At 46.5% G+C, this 16,369-nt stretch carries 15 protein-coding genes; 14 read left to right on the forward strand and 1 reads right to left on the reverse strand.

Features of this window, described 5'->3' with window-relative positions:
* Positions 1-111: 111 nt before the first annotated feature.
* Positions 112-1,236, reverse strand: coding sequence for a tRNA 2-thiouridine(34) synthase MnmA (gene mnmA / locus EC604_RS22695; RefSeq protein ID WP_123066317.1), 1,125 nt, complete (start codon positions 1,234-1,236; stop codon positions 112-114).
* 370 nt (positions 1,237-1,606) lie between these two features.
* Between mnmA and cymR the strand changes: the two genes are divergently transcribed.
* The 14 genes from cymR (at position 1,607) to EC604_RS22765 (ending at position 16,354) form a co-directional block, all read left to right on the forward strand.
* On the forward strand, positions 1,607-2,026 hold the full coding sequence (cymR, locus tag EC604_RS22700) for a cysteine metabolism transcriptional regulator CymR (RefSeq protein WP_123066318.1): 420 nt from the start codon (positions 1,607-1,609) through the stop codon (positions 2,024-2,026).
* Between the two features lie 247 nt (positions 2,027-2,273).
* Positions 2,274-3,425, forward strand: a complete 1,152-nt coding sequence (locus EC604_RS22705; RefSeq protein ID WP_123066319.1) for a cysteine desulfurase family protein — start codon at positions 2,274-2,276, stop codon at positions 3,423-3,425.
* A gap of 166 nt (positions 3,426-3,591) precedes the next feature.
* Complete coding sequence (locus EC604_RS22710; protein WP_090915545.1) at positions 3,592-4,113, forward strand: PRC-barrel domain-containing protein; 522 nt, start codon at positions 3,592-3,594, stop codon at positions 4,111-4,113.
* Positions 4,114-4,123: 10 nt separating this feature from the next.
* Entirely contained in the window at positions 4,124-4,333 is a 210-nt protein-coding gene (locus EC604_RS22715; protein ID WP_090915543.1) for a hypothetical protein, read from the forward strand.
* Positions 4,334-4,671: 338 nt separating this feature from the next.
* Positions 4,672-5,739, forward strand: coding sequence for an AI-2E family transporter (locus EC604_RS22720; protein WP_090915541.1), 1,068 nt, complete (start codon positions 4,672-4,674; stop codon positions 5,737-5,739).
* 506 nt (positions 5,740-6,245) lie between these two features.
* Positions 6,246-8,867: an alanine--tRNA ligase gene (alaS, locus tag EC604_RS22725; RefSeq protein WP_123066320.1), complete on the forward strand. Its 2,622-nt coding sequence runs from the start codon at positions 6,246-6,248 to the stop codon at positions 8,865-8,867.
* A gap of 129 nt (positions 8,868-8,996) precedes the next feature.
* A complete protein-coding gene (locus EC604_RS22730; protein ID WP_090915537.1) occupies positions 8,997-9,257 on the forward strand; it encodes an IreB family regulatory phosphoprotein in 261 nt (86 codons plus the stop codon).
* A gap of 125 nt (positions 9,258-9,382) precedes the next feature.
* Positions 9,383-9,799, forward strand: coding sequence for a Holliday junction resolvase RuvX (gene ruvX / locus EC604_RS22735; protein ID WP_240037125.1), 417 nt, complete (start codon positions 9,383-9,385; stop codon positions 9,797-9,799).
* 12 nt (positions 9,800-9,811) lie between these two features.
* The gene (locus EC604_RS22740; protein ID WP_090915532.1) at positions 9,812-10,111 is read left to right on the forward strand and encodes a DUF1292 domain-containing protein; all 300 of its coding nucleotides are present in this window, start codon (positions 9,812-9,814) and stop codon (positions 10,109-10,111) included.
* Entirely contained in the window at positions 10,112-10,426 is a 315-nt protein-coding gene (locus EC604_RS22745) for a DUF1292 domain-containing protein (protein WP_090915530.1), read from the forward strand.
* Between the two features lie 75 nt (positions 10,427-10,501).
* A complete protein-coding gene (mltG, locus tag EC604_RS22750) occupies positions 10,502-11,542 on the forward strand; it encodes an endolytic transglycosylase MltG (RefSeq protein WP_275670050.1) in 1,041 nt (346 codons plus the stop codon).
* A gap of 14 nt (positions 11,543-11,556) precedes the next feature.
* Positions 11,557-12,486: a peptidase U32 family protein gene (locus tag EC604_RS22755; RefSeq protein WP_123066322.1), complete on the forward strand. Its 930-nt coding sequence runs from the start codon at positions 11,557-11,559 to the stop codon at positions 12,484-12,486.
* A 17-nt stretch (positions 12,487-12,503) separates the two neighbouring features.
* On the forward strand, positions 12,504-13,832 hold the full coding sequence (locus EC604_RS22760; RefSeq protein ID WP_123066323.1) for a peptidase U32 family protein: 1,329 nt from the start codon (positions 12,504-12,506) through the stop codon (positions 13,830-13,832).
* A 239-nt stretch (positions 13,833-14,071) separates the two neighbouring features.
* Positions 14,072-16,354 carry a methyl-accepting chemotaxis protein gene (locus EC604_RS22765; RefSeq protein WP_123066324.1) on the forward strand — a complete coding sequence of 761 codons (2,283 nt, stop codon included), beginning with the start codon at positions 14,072-14,074 and terminating at the stop codon, positions 16,352-16,354.
* The last annotated feature ends 15 nt before the right edge of the window (positions 16,355-16,369 follow it).

Genomic DNA, 16,369 nt, shown 5'->3' on the forward strand with positions numbered 1-16,369 from the left:
GCAAAAAAAGCAGGAAAAAAGCCATCCTTCATGGTATTACATGAAAGACGGCTTTTTTTGTAGGAATACATGGAATTGACTTCACCACTCTCAAGTGATGAGTAAGTCCTGTTATTGCATCGCGGGTACAGGGACCTTCTGTACCTGATCAATCGTACCACCGCCGAGGCAAACCTCTCCGTCGTAGAAAACAACGGCTTGTCCTGGTGTGATCGCTTTTTGCTGTTGATCAAACTGTACATCTACACTGCCGTCCTCCTGCCAGGTCAATGTAACGCCCTGATCCGGTTGACGATAACGGAACTTGGCTGTGCAGCGGAAAGGCACATTCGGTGTGCGCTCTGCACCGGCAATCCAGTTTACGCCGGTAGCTGTCAGACCTGTAGAGTACAAGCTGGCATGAGCATCGCCTTGCACCACGAGCAATTGATTTTTCTCCAGGTTTTTATCCGCGACAAACCAAGGCTCGCCGTTGCCGGAACCGCCAATGCCAAGTCCTTGACGTTGACCCAAAGTGTAGTACATCAGACCGTCGTGACGGCCTTTGACTTCACCAGTTACGATATCAACCATGTCCCCGCCTTTGGCTGGCAGATAGTTGCTCAGGAACTCCTTGAAGTTGCGTTCGCCGATAAAGCATACGCCTGTGCTGTCTTTTTTCTTGGCTGTGTACAGACCGGCGGCTTCAGCAATTTTGCGCACTTCCGGTTTAGGCAAGTGGCCAATCGGGAACATGGCTTTGGAGAGTTGTTTTTGATTAAGAGCATTCAGGAAGTAAGTTTGATCTTTGTTGTTGTCCACGCCGCGCAGCAACTTGAACGTGCCGTCCTCTTCAATGAGACGTGCATAGTGACCTGTGGCTACATAATCTGCGCCGAGATCCAGCGCTTTGTTCAGGAACTCGCCGAATTTGATCTCACGATTACACATGACATCCGGGTTCGGCGTACGACCCGACTTATATTCATCAAGGAAATAGGTAAATACTTTATCAAAGTATTCTTTCTCGAAGTTGACAGTGTAGTACGGAATGCCGATCTGTTCGCATACCCGGCGCACATCCTCTGAATCTTCTTCAGCGGTGCAATGGCCGAACTCGTCCGTATCATCCCAGTTTTTCATGAAAATGCCGATGACATCGTAACCTTGCTCTTTCAGAAGCAATGCGGTAACCGATGAATCCACACCTCCGGACATGCCAACGACGACCCGTGTATTTTCATTTGCTTTGGACATCGTTATCACCATTTCTATATATAAATGTGTTTCGTTACTATTCTAGCATAACCCGACCGAACTTACGATACACCCGGCCAATTTTGGATAGTGTCCACTCCAGGCGCACATTTTGCAATATCGTCAATCTTTCTTTTCCATAACGCATGCAGATATGTTAACATTACTTGAGGGTTATGATCGGAATACGGAGGATTAGATGGTTGAGGCCTGTCGTACCTGAGTTTCGTCTGGCGAAATCACGGGGTTAACGGTCATGAACCACATAGAGAAAGTGTATAGAGAAACTGCATAAAGAAACAGCGCTTGAGAACAGTGAAACACTTACGTTCCATCCATGTTTTTTTGAAAATTGAAAGAGGTGACTCCTTTGAAAATATCGACAAAAGGCCGTTACGGCCTCACCATTATGATGGAGCTGGCTGCAAGAACCGGCGAAGGTCCAACATCCTTGAAGAGCATTGCTGAGCGAAACCAGCTCTCCGAACATTATCTGGAGCAACTGATTGCGCCGCTGCGCAATGCTGGTCTTGTTAAGAGTATCCGCGGTGCATATGGCGGTTACATTCTAGCAGGTGACCCTGCAACCATGACCGCAGGGGATGTTATTCGTGTACTGGAGGGACCGATCTCGCCAGTGGACTTTACGGAAGAAGATGACCCGGCCAAACGTGATTTGTGGCTGCGCATCCGTGATAGCATTGCCAATGTATTGGATTCAACAACGTTGAAAGATCTGATTACGTTTGAGGATCAGGAGAAGAAAGATTCGTACATGTTCTACATTTAAGTTAATGAAGATCATAGGTTGATCATCTAGACAGCACACTAAAGCCCCCAAATAAATGGGGGCTTTAGCCGTGCCAACAGAGATAAAAGCATTAGCAAGCCAGCCTGTCCTTTCATCAATGGTTTTCCAGTGACTTTATATTTGCATTATAAAAGACGGTGCGACATGTTTGCATTTGACTAATTTTCATACCAGACTAAGAAATACAATGACATCATAAAATCTAACAACTAACGGGGTGATAACGATGAATCGTATATATTTAGATCACGCCGCATCGACACCTATGCATCCGCGCGTCGCAGAAGCGATGATGAATGTGATGACAGGGCAATATGGGAATCCATCCAGCATTCATGCCTTTGGACGTGAAGCCAAACGCACGGTCAGTGGAGCAAGAGACAGGATCGCGGCCTCTTTGGGATGTAAACCGGACGAGCTTGTATTTACAGGTGGCGGGACAGAGAGCGACAATCTGGCGATTTTCGGGGTGGTTGCTGCCAGAGCAGACAAAGGCAAACATGTGATTACAACGGAGATTGAACATCATGCTGTACTGCATTCATGCCAGGAACTTGAGCGGCAGGGATACGATGTGACCTATCTGCCTGTGGACGAGTCCGGACGCATCAAGATGGAGGAACTGCGTGAAGCCATCAGGCCTGACACCGTGCTGATAACAATGATGTATGCCAACAACGAAGTAGGCACGATTCAGCCGATTCGTGAGGTTGGTGAACTCGCGCGTCAGCATGATATTTTATTTCATACAGATGCGGTTCAAGCACTGGGCAGCCAGCCCATTTCCTGTACAGACTTGCCTGTAGATCTGATCAGCTTCTCAGCGCACAAAATTAACGGGCCCCAGGGTGTGGGCGCGCTGTATGTTAGACGTGGTGTGACATTGGAAGCCAGATCACATGGAGGATTACAGGAACGACAACGTCGTGCAGGTACAGAGAACATTGCGGGGATTGCAGGTTTTGCAGAGGCACTTAAGATCATTTCCGAGAATGCGGAGGAGCACCTGCAACATGCGCTGGAATTAAAAAAATTACTGCTGGACGAGCTTTCCATTCATGTGGGCGCAGAACGTTTTCATGTCAACGGACACCATGAGCACACGCTCCCCAATATCCTTAATATCAGCTTTCCCGAGGTATCTACTGAAACGATGCTGATGAACCTGGATATGGAGGGGATCGCTGTGGCCAGTGGTTCAGCTTGCACTTCTGGTTCCCTGGAAGTATCCCACGTACTCAGAGCGATGAACTTGCCAGAAGCATTTTTACAGTCTGCGATTCGATTTAGCTGGGGGTTGGGTAATACTACAAAAGAAATCATCACAACCGCCGAAAAAATTGGAACCATTCTTCAACGGCTGCGTAATAGACCTTAAGGGGTTCTTTACACATGGAACAGAAGGGGGGAAGAAGTTCCATTTTCATCGGTTGATATAGAAGCGGTTTGATGATCGGCGTCCTGATTGCCATTCATCAACTTTGGGCATACCTAGCAATAGCGCCGCGCCTATACAATGTGAAGAAGATGAGGGGGACCCAGCGATGAAGCTTCAGGAAATGATCGGACTTGCCGTTTTTGATGTTGAGGATGGGAAGCAGGTCGGTAAAATCCAGGATTTCATTGTGAATGATGATTGGGAGATTGAAGGCATTGAACTTGAGAATAAGGGCCTGTTTACCAATCATGTCAAAATGGTGCAATGGGAAGATATCGTTGCCTATGGCGAAGATGCCGTCATGATCCGTAATCAACAGGCTGTCCGCAAGACGGGGGCCGACGACATAAAATACACATACCTCCTTGGTCGTTCTAAATTGAAGGAGATGTCCGTGCTCACCGAAGAAGGTTTGCTGCTCGGACGTGTCTCTGATGTTTATTTTGACCAGGAGTTGGGAAATACAATAATAGGGATTGAAATTACGGACGGTTTTGTGTCCGATCTGATCGAGGGCCGTAAATGGCTGCCATGTACAAGTGATATGTCTATCGGGGAAAGTGCCATTATGGTACCGCCGCTGAGTGAACAGCGCTTGGAAAATGCCATTCATTCTGTTAATGGATAGGTGAATGAATATGAAATGTCCAAATTGTAGTTCGAAAGATATCGGAAAAATTGGCTCCCATCAGTTTTATTGCTGGGGATGCTTTATTGAGTTAACGGTAAACGGTGAGAAAATGTCTGTGTATCAAGTGGAAGAGGACGGTACGCTGAGTTCTCTGGATGATTTGTTCTTCGGAGAAGAGCTGCCACAAGACTTCCCACATATTCATGCTTCTTCTTAATACGCGGTTTAACTTCCTCTATATGCGGTTTCATGACAGTACATGTCATTTAATGCTGTCGCAATCTGGCGACGGATGGATATAGATGTAGTTACATAGTGTTCAGGAAGCATATGGTTGATTATATGAGGCAATGATTCATAAAATTCGCTTTCCTCTTTTCTAGAGGGGAGCGTTTTTTATTATGCAATGCTGAACACAGAACATATTCTAATTTTCTTCCTCTTTCATTACCACATCTGCACGGAGTTAATAAAAATTCCCTCTCCTACATATACTGACTTTCAGAGCCAGTCCATATACTGAACTGTAGAGGCAGTCCAAAGGGGAGAATGCAAATGGAGCAACTAACCAAAAATAAAATGTTTCGTTACGCGATCTGGCTCTTGCTCGGATTGATCATTCTATATTTTATCTGGCTGTTACGGCCGTTATTATTACATATCTATGGATTCTTGAAAACGGTACTGGCCCCATTCATCGTTGCCCTCATCATTTCTTATGTACTTAATCCGATTGTGAGCATGCTTGGCGGACGCAAAGTCCCGCGTTCCATTGCGGTTCTGTTAATCTATGCTTTTTTTCTGACCTGCATCGGAGTCATCTTAATGAATGTTATCCCTGTCTTGATTGAACAGCTGGAAGAGTTAAATGAACACATGCCGGAATTGTCCATGCGGGCGCAGAACCTAATGAACAATATGGATCACAAATTAATGCCGCCAAGCATACGCACAGGCATGAACAGTTGGTTTTTCCAGATGGAAGACCGGCTTACGCAGGGGATTACCGTGCTAATGGACAATATCGGTGCGACGATAAATGTGCTGTTTAACGTATTTATTGTGCCGTTTCTGATTTTTTATATGTTAAAAGATTTTGATGTATTTGAACGCACAGTTGTAGCTTATCTGCCTCGTTCTCGCCGTAAAGCCATTGTTTCTGTGATGAAAGAGATCGACACCGCACTCGGCAATTACATCCGGGGACAATTTATCGTCTGTGTAATTGTGGGGATCTTTGCTTATATCGGATATATTGTGATCGATATGCCTTATGCTTTGCTTCTGGCAAGCATCGTGGCTGTGTTCAACATCGTGCCTTATCTGGGACCTTTTCTGGGAGCAGCACCAGCGGTGGTGATGGCTTCAACAGTTTCTTTCAAAATGGTATTGCTGGTCATCGCGGTGAACACACTCTGCCAGGTGCTGGAGAGCAATGTAGTTTCCCCGCAGGTGGTGGGACGAACGCTGCACTTGCATCCACTCTCCATTATTTTTGCGCTTCTGGTCGGTGGAGAGCTGGCGGGTATCGTCGGTCTGATTTTGGCAGTACCGGTCTTTGCTGTTTTGAAGGTGATCGTGCAGCATTTTTTCGCCTATTACATCAAACGGAGAACCGAATGAACAAGTAGGCCAAGAGAGGCAGGGAGTCATCTGGAACCGCCTCAGAAGGCGCGTTGACACTCGCTGACTCTACCGATATAATGAGGGTGTATGTTTATTAAATTAAAATCGATGATGAAATGAAGTATGCCGAGGGTTCCTTTCCTCAGAGAATAGACTTCTTCGAATTCAGACATGCTCTGAGTTCGCTGGCTGGGAGAGTCTAGAAAGTTGAAGCGGCAGAAAGCTGATTTCGGAGTGCAGGACAACCCTGCCGGGCGCGACCGTTACTCGCATGAACGAGGCGATTGTTCGTTTATCCTTTCAATGATGGGAGATGAACCCTTTCAATAAGGGGAGATGAACAATAACCAGGGTGGTACCGCGATAACATCGTCCCTGATCATTCAGGGGCGTTTTTTGTGTTTATTTTTACAGACGCGTTACCAAAAAAATGTGCAAAACAATCTGTTAACCAACCGGGGCGATCTCGCTGCGGAACTTATAATTTGATGGGGGCAACCAGTATGAAAGCTAGTGAAATCCGTTCGAAATGGATCGAGTTTTTTGCAAGTAAAGGCCACAAAATTGAACCGAGTGCGTCGCTCGTGCCACACAATGACCCTTCCCTGCTGTGGATTAATGCGGGTATGGCACCGCTGAAACCTTACTTTGACGGACGGGAGAAGCCGGAGAACCCACGCCTGGCGAATTCGCAAAAATGTATCCGTACCAACGATATCGAGAATGTCGGCAAAACGCGCCGTCACCATACGTTCTTTGAAATGCTCGGCAACTTCTCTATCGGTGATTACTTCAAAGAAGAAACGATTACCTGGGCTTGGGAATTCCTAACGAGCAAAGAGTGGATCGGATTTGATCCGGATCGCCTGTCCGTTACCGTATACCCGGAAGATGAAGAAGCCTTCAAGCTGTGGAATGAAAAAATTGGACTGCCAGCTGAACGTATCATTAAGCTGGACGAAAACTTCTGGGATATCGGTGAAGGCCCATGCGGTCCTTGTACCGAAATCTTCTATGACCGTGGGGAAGCTTACGGTAACGATATGAACGATCCTGAAATGTACCCAGGCGGAGAGAACGAGCGTTATTTGGAAGTGTGGAACCTCGTATTCTCTCAATTTAACCATAACAAAGACGGTAGCTACACACCGCTTCCGAACAAAAATATTGATACAGGTGCGGGGCTGGAGCGTTTTGCTTCCATTCTGCAAAATGTAGATTCCAACTTTGACACCGACTTGTTCCAACCGATGATTCAGAAAACGGCTGCGCTTGCGGGCGTAAAATATAACGACAGTGTTGAGATCGATGTTGCGCTCAAAGTCATTGCCGATCATATCCGTACGGTGGCATTTGCTGTAGGTGATGGGGTACTGCCAAGCAATGAAGGCCGTGGATACGTTATTCGCCGTTTGCTGCGCCGTGCCGTTCGTTACGGTAAAGTGTTGGGTCTGGATCGTCCGTTCCTGTATGAACTGACAACTACTGTTGGTGAAGTGATGGGAATGTACTATCCAGAAGTGGTGGACAAGCAGGAGTTTATTGCTAAAGTGATTAAAACCGAGGAAGAACGTTTCCACGAAACGTTGTCAGACGGACTTGCCATTCTGGCTGATATCAGTGCTACAGCCAAATCCGAAGGACGCACAGTGATTAGCGGACCGGAGGCATTCAAACTATACGATACGTACGGATTCCCGTTTGACTTGACTGAGGATTACGCGTCTGAACATGGTCTGACCGTAGATCGTGAGGGCTTCGATGCATCCATGCAAGAGCAACGTGATCGTGCACGTGCAGGGCGTCAAGAGAATGAAAGCATGAAGATTCAAGGCGGACCGCTTGCTGACCTGGAGGTTAAAAGCGAGTTTGTTGGATATACTGACCTGTTGACGGAAGCAAAAGTGGTAGCGATTGTTACAGGAGATGCTCTTGCAGATTCTGTAGGAGAAGGGCAGACTGCTCAAGTTATTCTGGATCAAACCCCATTTTATGCAGAAAGCGGTGGTCAAGTCAGTGACCAAGGCTTGCTTCGCAGTGCAAGTGCGGTAGCAACTGTTCAAGGTCTGTTCAAGGCTCCGCAAGGGCAGCATGTGCATGTGGTGACGATTCAGTCTGGTGAGCTTCGTGTGGGCGATGTCATTCAAGCAGAAGTGGATGCAACCAAACGCGGAGACATCATTAAAAACCATACGGCAACACACTTGCTGCACAAAGCATTGAAAGATGTGCTGGGTACCCATGTTAATCAGGCTGGTTCCTTGGTGGAACCGCAGCGTCTGCGTTTTGACTTCTCTCACTTCGGCAGTATCACACCAGAAGAGTTGACCGAAATTGAACGCCAAGTGAATGAGCAGATCTGGAATCGTCTGAACGTAAACATTGAGCTGAAAGGCATCGATGAAGCGAAGGAAATGGGAGCTATGGCTCTTTTCGGCGAAAAATATGGAGATATCGTGCGCGTCGTGCAAATTGGAGATTACAGTTTGGAACTTTGTGGCGGCTGTCACGTAAATAATACTTCAGAGATTGGTATTTTCAAACTGGTAAGCGAAAGTGGAATCGGCTCCGGTGTACGCCGGATCGAAGCTGTAACAGGCCGCGGTGCTTATCTGTATGTGGAAAGCCAGTTGGAACTGCTTAAACAGTCCGCAACCCTTCTTAAAGCGAATGTAGCGGATGTGCCGAAGCGGATTGAAGGTCTGAATCAGCAACTGAAAGAAGCTGCGAGAGAGACTGAATCGCTGCAAAGCAAACTCAGTGCGATGGAAGCAGGTCAGCTGACGGATCAGGTGGTACAAGCAGGTAATACGCAATTGCTGGCCGCTCGTGTAGATGCACCGAATATGGATGCACTTCGTACCGTTGCAGATGAGCTGAAAGTAAAACTGCCAGATGCAGTTCTCGTACTCGGCGCGCCGGCTGATGGCAAAGTGAATTTTGTAGTCGCAGTACCTGCCGAGCAGGTAAAACAAGGTCTGCACGCCGGCAAGATTGTGAAGGAAGTTGCTGCAGTATGCGGCGGCGGCGGCGGCGGACGTCCGGATATGGCTCAGGCCGGAGGCAAGGACGCAAGTAAGCTGGATGAAGCACTGAAACTGGCAATTTCCATTGTCAGCCAGTAAAGGACAAGCAAAAAACACAATTGCCTTATCCTTTGTGTACTTGTGGCAGTCAGAATATGTTATTATATAAACAGAAATCAATTCGGCAGGACATGGTCCCCATGTTCATGCAGGAGCGAGGTGTCATCAATGGACTCCATGGATAAGACGGTTAAATTTAATGTGAAAGGTGACGAACAGGAGGCATCTTCACAAGAGATTCTTCTCACGGTATATGACGCACTGGTCGATAAAGAGTATAATCCCATTAACCAGATCGTTGGATATCTGATATCCGGCGACCCCGCGTATATTCCGCGTCACAACAACGCACGCAGTCTGGTCCGGAAAAAGGAGCGCGATGAGCTGATTGAAGAGCTTGTTCGTTCCTATCTGGCCAATCACCGGTAATATACGCCACTTCCGTTTGTCTGCAGCCGTGCAGGCAAACGGGCAATGAACCGACAGAAGACAGACTGAAGTCTGCACAGACGATTGCATATCGTTCTGAACAGGCTGCAGGATGGGAGAGCATGATGAAAAAATTAGGTTTGGACTATGGGGACCGCAGAATCGGGGTTGCCGTGAGTGACGCCTTCGGTTGGACTGCCCAGGGATTGGAAGTGCTTGAACGCCGCCGGGATGAAGGTGAGTTCACACGAATTGCTGAACTGGTGCGTGAGCACGAGATCACCGAAATTGTGGTTGGACTCCCCAAAAACATGAACGGCACCGTAGGGCCGCGTGGTGAAATATGTATTGCTTTCGCTGAACGCCTGCGGGGCGAACTGAATTTACCTGTTCACCTTTGGGATGAACGGCTGACAACGATGGCAGCCGAACGTACGCTGATTGAAGCGGATGTCAGTCGCAAAAAACGCAAACAGGTTGTGGATAAAATGGCCGCAAGCCTGATTTTGCAAAATTATTTGGATGCCAATAGTACAAGGTGAGGGGGATCAACAATGGCTGAAGATCAACTGGGTATGGAAGAAGAAGCTGAGATCATTTACATTGCAGATGACGAGGGTAACGAAGAGGAATTCGAAGTCATCATGAAATTCGAAGTGGACGGTTCGGAGGCCAAGTATATGATGGTTGCTCCGGTTGAACCTGAAGATGGCGAGACGGATGTGTATGCATTCCGTTATGAAGAAGATGGCGATGATATCAAACTTTTTGTGATCCAAGATGATGCCGAGTGGGATATCGTCGAGGAGACCTTTAATACATTTCTTGCTGAAGATGAAGAGGAAGCGAACTAAATGACGGAATATAATCGCAAAGACCTGAAATGGACAGATTCGCTGCGTCTGGCATTCGGTGCTCATGTGGAGCTCGAGGAAGAGAACGGTAAATCACATCCGTATGAATTGCTCGCTGAATTTGAGGTACATGGGCAACAGTACGCGGTGCTCCGCAGTTCATTGCGTCCGTATGATGAGGTTGAACTGCTACGGGTTGTACCTGGCAGCGAGGACCAGATCATGCCCGAATTAGTTACGATTGATGATGACGATGAGTGGGAGAGCATCTCGGAGCTCTATGATGAGTGCACACTCCCGATTGACGAGGATTAATCAGCTTCAAATTGAAAAAACCGGAAGGGCGGAGAAGTCCGCTCTTTTTGGTTGTGTAAAGGAGTTGTGTCTCTGTTGAAAGGCAAAGTCATAGGGATCTTACTGCTCGTACTGCTCATTCTGGCCGGAGGAGCTGGCGGGTATGTATGGAACATGATGCGTCCGGTTGAAGCTTCTTCTGAGCCAGTCGTATTTGAAATCAAGAGCGGCTCGGGTATATCCCAAATTGCGGATCAGCTGCAGCGGGAAGGACTTATCCGAAACAGTCTGGTGTTCAAAGGTTATTTAAAGTGGAAGAAGCTGGGCAGTAATTTTATGGCGGGTAAATATGCCATGAACCCAGGTGTGACGTACGATGAGATCATTCACAAACTGAGTAGCGGCGAGGTTGTCCCTGAGGAGATGGTGAAGTTTACGATCCCGGAAGGTTACACCGTTTTACAGATGGCGGACAAGCTTTCAGCTGAGGGTATTGTGGATAAAAAGGAGTTCCTTAAGCTGGCCAATGATCCTTCAGCCTTCGATGTGGATATCATCAAAAGCATCCCGGTGGATGAAGAATTGAGATATGTGCTGGAAGGTTATCTTTTCCCTGAAACCTACGAAATGAAAAAAGGCAGCAACACGCATGATGTGATGCAGCGAATGCTGGAAGAGTTTCAGACGAAAGTGAATTCCATTCCAGATTTGCAAGCGGGACTTGATGAAAAGAAACTTTCGTTGCATGAACTGCTGACGATTGCATCGCTGGTGGAACGGGAAGTTGTCGTAGATCAGGAACGTGCACTGGTAGCAGGGGTAATCTATAATCGGATTAATAAAGATATGAAGCTGGAGATCGATGCTACGGTGCAGTATTTGCTTGATAAACCGAAGGCAAGGTTGTTGTTTAAGGACCTTAAGGTACAAAGTCCGTATAATACGTACTTAAACAAGGGTCTACCACCTGGCCCGATTGCCAGTCCGAGTCTTGCGTCCATCAAGGCAGCATTGAATCCGGAAGCTTCGGAATATCTGTTTTATGTAACGAAAAAGGATGGAACTTCAGGGCATCTGTTTGCCAAGACATACAAGGAACATCAGCAAAATATAGCCAAAAGTAAGGCTGCGCAATAAGCGGAGGGGATTAGATGAGTACAAAACATGAACTGCTCGTGACAGCAGCAAATGTAAGAGAAGCAGAAGCATTGCTTCAAGCCGGAGCTGACGCTTTATTAATTGGGGATGATCGCTTTGGCATGCGTCTGCCGGGCAACTTTAGCCTGGACGAGACTGCAGAGGTGGCGGCCATGGCTGCCAAACATGAGGCTCGGATTATTGTTTCTATGAACAACCTGATGTCGAATGAATTATTGAAAGAATTGCCTGAATATGTGCAAGCTTTGGGCCGAATTGGCGTGCACGCGGTCGAGTTTAACGATCCATCCGTACTGGCAGCGATTAAGGAGCATGCACCGCATATTCATTTGCATTGGAATGCAGAGATGACGTCCACAAACTATGCAACAGCTAACTACTGGGGAACCAAAGGGGCCAGCCGCGTTGTCCTTGCCCGTGAGTTGAACATGGACGAAATTACGGAGATGGTTCCATTTTTAAAAGTGGAGGCGCAGGTGCAGGTTCATGGCATGACCAATATTTATCACTCCAAGCGCAGCCTGGTTCAGAGTTACATGGCTCATCAAGGACGTCCTGTGGAGGGAAATCTCGGTAAGGAACGCGGTTTGTTCCTGATTGAAGCGGAGCGACGGGATGAGAAGTTTCCGATCTATGAGGACATCAATGGGACGCATATTATGAGTTCTGAGGACATTTGCATTTTGGAAGATCTTCATCTGATGATGGAGGCAGGTGTACACAGCTTCAAAGTGGAGGGAATCCTCAAGCCCTTGGCATACAACGAAGCGGTCATTCGTGCTTACCGTAAAGCAATAGATCTGTATGAAGCAGACGCAGAGGCTTATGCATATGACGAAGAATGGTTGCGTGAGGTTCGTGAGCTGCAGGACCCTGAGCGGGAATTGTCATTTGGATTTTTCTATAAAGAACAAGTGTATTAATAGACGAGGTGAACAAGATGGAAACAGTGGCGGTCAAACGGAAGTTTTCTGGTAAACGTAACCGTCTGGATAAACCGGAGCTCTTGGCTCCGGCGGGAAATCTGGAAAAATTAAAATTTGCGATTCACTATGGGGCTGACGCCGTATATATCGGCGGACAGGCTTATGGACTTCGTTCGAATGCGGATAACTTCAGTTTTGAAGAAATGCGTGAAGGTGTAGAATTTGCGAAAAAATATGGAGCTAAAGTATTCGTAGCAACGAATATCTATGCCCATAACGAAGATGTGGCAGGTATTGAAGAGTACTTGCAGAACCTGTATGATGCAGGCATCTCCGCGGTTATTGTTGCCGATCCGGCTATCATTGAAGTGGCTTTGCGTGCAGTACCGGGCCTGGAAGTGCATCTTAGCACACAACAATCCACATTGAACTGGCAAGCCGTGAAGTTCTGGAAGGACGAAGGACTGCCACGGGTTGTGCTTGGTCGTGAGACAAGCTTTGAAGAGATTGAAGAGATCAAGGCGAATGTGGATATCGAGATTGAGGCCTTCATTCACGGAGCGATGTGTTCCTCCTATTCGGGACGTTGTGTATTGTCTAACCATTTTACAGACCGAGACTCCAACCGTGGAGGTTGCTGTCAGTCTTGTCGCTGGAAGTATGATCTGTTTGAAGATGCGAGAGAAGATACGGTCTGGGTAAGCGAAGAGGAAATGCAGATGAAGGCTCCTGCACCCTTTAAACTGGGAGATAATCAACTGCCTTTGTTCCAGGAACAGGATAATTCTTTCTCCATGGGCTCGAAAGACCTGTGCATGATCGGTCATATCCCGGAATTGATTGATGTGGGTGTAGACAGCTTCAAAATCGAAGGACGGATGAAATCGATTCACTACGTTGCGACTGTTGTGAACGTATATCGTCAGGCTATTGACTCTTACATGGCTGATCCTGAAAATTATGTGCTTAAACCGGAGTGGGTGGAAGAAATGAATAAAGCGGCGAACCGGCCGCTGAATACCGGTTTCTTCTACGATACGCCTGATCATGAAGATCATATCTATGAGCCGGAAGAGAAAGCAGTGCCTTACGACTTTGCTGGTCTGGTTATGGGATATGATGAAGAAACGGGCATGGCAACGATTCAGCAGCGTAATCACTTTAAGCCGGGACAGGAAATCGAGTTCTTCGGTCCCAAAGGTACTTTTTTCAAACAAGTGGTAGGTGAAATTCAGGATGAACAAGGCAATATTCTTGATGCTGCCAGACATCCGTTGCAGCTGGTGAAGATGAAAGTCGATCAGCCAGTCTCTTACTTTGACATGATGAGAAAAAAGAAGTAGGCTTATTTACCTAGTGTGAAACAACATAATGTTAATGAATCACAAATTTGTGTTATAAAGTGCAGAAATGGACCTCCGTATATCGGTATATGGGGGTCTTTTTTTTATAGAAAAATAGGAAAAAAGTTGTAATATATTTCTGAGGAATTGGAGGGAAAGCAGGAAAGCTGTCGAATACTACATATTTATAGGGGAGAGATTGAAAAATCTAACAAGAAAATTACTGGCAGGTGATTGGGATGGTACAAAAGAAGGATAAAGACAGTGGGGAACACATTACACAACCCGAGCAGGCTAAGCCTGATAAGACACAGAATGTAAAAAAAATTAAACCGGTCAAAATCAAAAAAGAAGGGATACATAAAAAACCTTTCAAATTTGATCGCAGTAAGATCCGGTTTGATTGGATCAAAGTGGATTGGTTGAAGAAGCAACTGAAGAATCGTGATTGGAAAGGACTTGGAGGCAATTCCTTCAAACAGATTAGAAAGGTGAATCCAGTCAAATCTGTAGGAGTTAAACTTTTTTTGATCTTTTTTGCAGCCATTATGATTGTTGTTATTAGTCTGGGCCTATTATCCTATTCCAAGGCTAAAAATACAATCGAGGCTAATGCATCCAGAGCAAATCAGGAAACGATTGATCAAACCAAGCAGAAGCTGGATATTATTTTGGAACGTTTTGTGGATACGTCCACACAGATCTTTTTTGATCCAGAGATGCAGTCATTGCTTCAAAAAATGTCTGATCCGAATCTGACAGCATATGATACGTTCGTCAATTCGAGTTCAATTAATAAACAGTTATCGAATGTAGCTTTTACAAACAAATCTATGGAAGCGATTTATTTGGTGCCAACAGATGAATCAAAATCCGTTATGGGAACTGGGAACAGCAGTTCAACGATGGGAAGCATTCGCCAGGAAGCCTGGTACAGTGATCTCATTGCACAGGGAGGATATCGCTGGCTCCCAACAGAAGAGAAAACGGATGGTACGACACCGACTTTCCGAATTGCACGTTCTATGAAGAACCTGCAAGGTACGACACAGTCTTACGTACTGATCATTGAATTGAAACTGGAAGTGCTGGAAGAGCAACTGAAATCACTGGATCTGGGGGCAGGTGCGGTGCTTCAATTGATTGCTCCCGACAACAAAGTGGTTGCATCATCCATTGCGGGGCGTACAGGAAAAGAGACAGATCTTGCCTTTGTTAAAGATTTAAAGGAACCGGCAGGAAGTACAAATACCGAATATGATATCGAAGGCAAGTCGACGAATATGCTGGCTGTATATAGCACGCTGGATTCATCCGCGTGGAAACTAATCGGTATGGTTCCAACTTCAATGCTGGTTAAAGATGCAAAAGGCATCTTAACGATGACCTTGTGGATGGCGCTCGCATTTGCAGCCCTTGCTGTGGTAATCGGTGTCTGGATGGTTCGTATGATTGCTCGTCCGCTCAGCGGATTGAAAGATCTTATGCAGGAGGGTGCAAAAGGAAATCTGAAAGTACGAACTCCGTATAGTTCCCAAGATGAGATTGGGCAACTATCCGCTGCATTTAATACGATGATGGAACAAATTACGAAGCTGGTCGAGCAGACCAATCGTTCTGCACAGGAAGTATTGGATACAGCTACAGAACTGAGCAATGCTTCGAAGAAAACAGCCGTATCTGCTTCTGAGATTGCTGTAGCTACTGAAGAAATTGCTGGTGGTGCAGGTAGTCTGGCAACGGAAGCGGAACGTGGCAATGAGTTGACGGATAATATCTCTCGTCAGATGGAAAGTGTGATTGCAGCGAATGAAGAGATGGGCAGTTCTGCCCGTCATGTTGAAAAATCCAGTCAAACAGGAACACAGCATCTGAATCAGTTGATGACCAAAACGCAGAAGACCGAAGAAATGATTGGAGCGTTGGTTAACAAAGTTGATTCGTTAAAAGAGAGCACATCCTCTGTATTGAAGGTGCTCGATGTTATGCAAAATATTACGAAACAGACCAATATTTTGTCTCTAAATGCAACGATTGAAGCAGCGCGGGCTGGTGCAGCTGGACGTGGTTTTATGGTCGTAGCGGACGAAGTACGTCAACTTGCTGCACAGTCCAGACAGTCCATTGATATGGTTGGGGAGATTACCGACAAAATCATGTCAGAGATGAATGAAACGGTAAAAGCCCTGTCCGATGCATATCCTTTGTTTAAGGAACAGATGGATGCTGTAAAAGATACGAATGTGATCTTTGCTTCTGTACAGGACCAAATGGGTGCTTTCGTTGAACGTCTGGGTATGGTTACAGGCTCCATTGGAGAGTTGAGCAAATCGCAAGCAACCTTGTCTGAAGCGATGAGCAATGTCAGCGCTGTTGCTGAAGAGTCCTCGGCAACTTCAGAGGAAGTGGCTTCTTTGAGCAGTGAACAGCAAAACATCAGTAATCAACTCGTTAGCCTCTCTGGCAAGCTGGAGAATGTGTCGACTGAACTGAAAGAAACACTCTCACGTTTTACCGTGTAACCAGCAGACAACAAG

It is taken from the genome of Paenibacillus amylolyticus, assembly GCF_003719335.1.
Lineage (GTDB): Bacteria > Bacillota > Bacilli > Paenibacillales > Paenibacillaceae > Paenibacillus > Paenibacillus amylolyticus_D.

Excerpts from the sequence above, each read along its gene's own strand:
- EC604_RS22745 (WP_090915530.1), top strand. The coding sequence starts at position 10,112 with ATGACGGAATATAATCGCAAAGACCTGAAATGGACAGATTCGCTGCGT.
- EC604_RS22760 (WP_123066323.1), top strand. The coding sequence starts at position 12,504 with ATGGAAACAGTGGCGGTCAAACGGAAGTTTTCTGGTAAACGTAACCGT.
- mnmA (WP_123066317.1), bottom strand. The coding sequence starts at position 1,236 with ATGTCCAAAGCAAATGAAAATACACGGGTCGTCGTTGGCATGTCCGGA.
- EC604_RS22710 (WP_090915545.1), top strand. The coding sequence starts at position 3,592 with ATGAAGCTTCAGGAAATGATCGGACTTGCCGTTTTTGATGTTGAGGAT.
- ruvX (WP_240037125.1), top strand. The coding sequence starts at position 9,383 with ATGAAAAAATTAGGTTTGGACTATGGGGACCGCAGAATCGGGGTTGCC.
- EC604_RS22715 (WP_090915543.1), top strand. The coding sequence starts at position 4,124 with ATGAAATGTCCAAATTGTAGTTCGAAAGATATCGGAAAAATTGGCTCC.
- EC604_RS22740 (WP_090915532.1), top strand. The coding sequence starts at position 9,812 with ATGGCTGAAGATCAACTGGGTATGGAAGAAGAAGCTGAGATCATTTAC.
- alaS (WP_123066320.1), top strand. The coding sequence starts at position 6,246 with ATGAAAGCTAGTGAAATCCGTTCGAAATGGATCGAGTTTTTTGCAAGT.
- EC604_RS22755 (WP_123066322.1), top strand. The coding sequence starts at position 11,557 with ATGAGTACAAAACATGAACTGCTCGTGACAGCAGCAAATGTAAGAGAA.
- EC604_RS22730 (WP_090915537.1), top strand. The coding sequence starts at position 8,997 with ATGGACTCCATGGATAAGACGGTTAAATTTAATGTGAAAGGTGACGAA.
- EC604_RS22765 (WP_123066324.1), top strand. The coding sequence starts at position 14,072 with ATGGTACAAAAGAAGGATAAAGACAGTGGGGAACACATTACACAACCC.
- EC604_RS22705 (WP_123066319.1), top strand. The coding sequence starts at position 2,274 with ATGAATCGTATATATTTAGATCACGCCGCATCGACACCTATGCATCCG.
- EC604_RS22720 (WP_090915541.1), top strand. The coding sequence starts at position 4,672 with ATGGAGCAACTAACCAAAAATAAAATGTTTCGTTACGCGATCTGGCTC.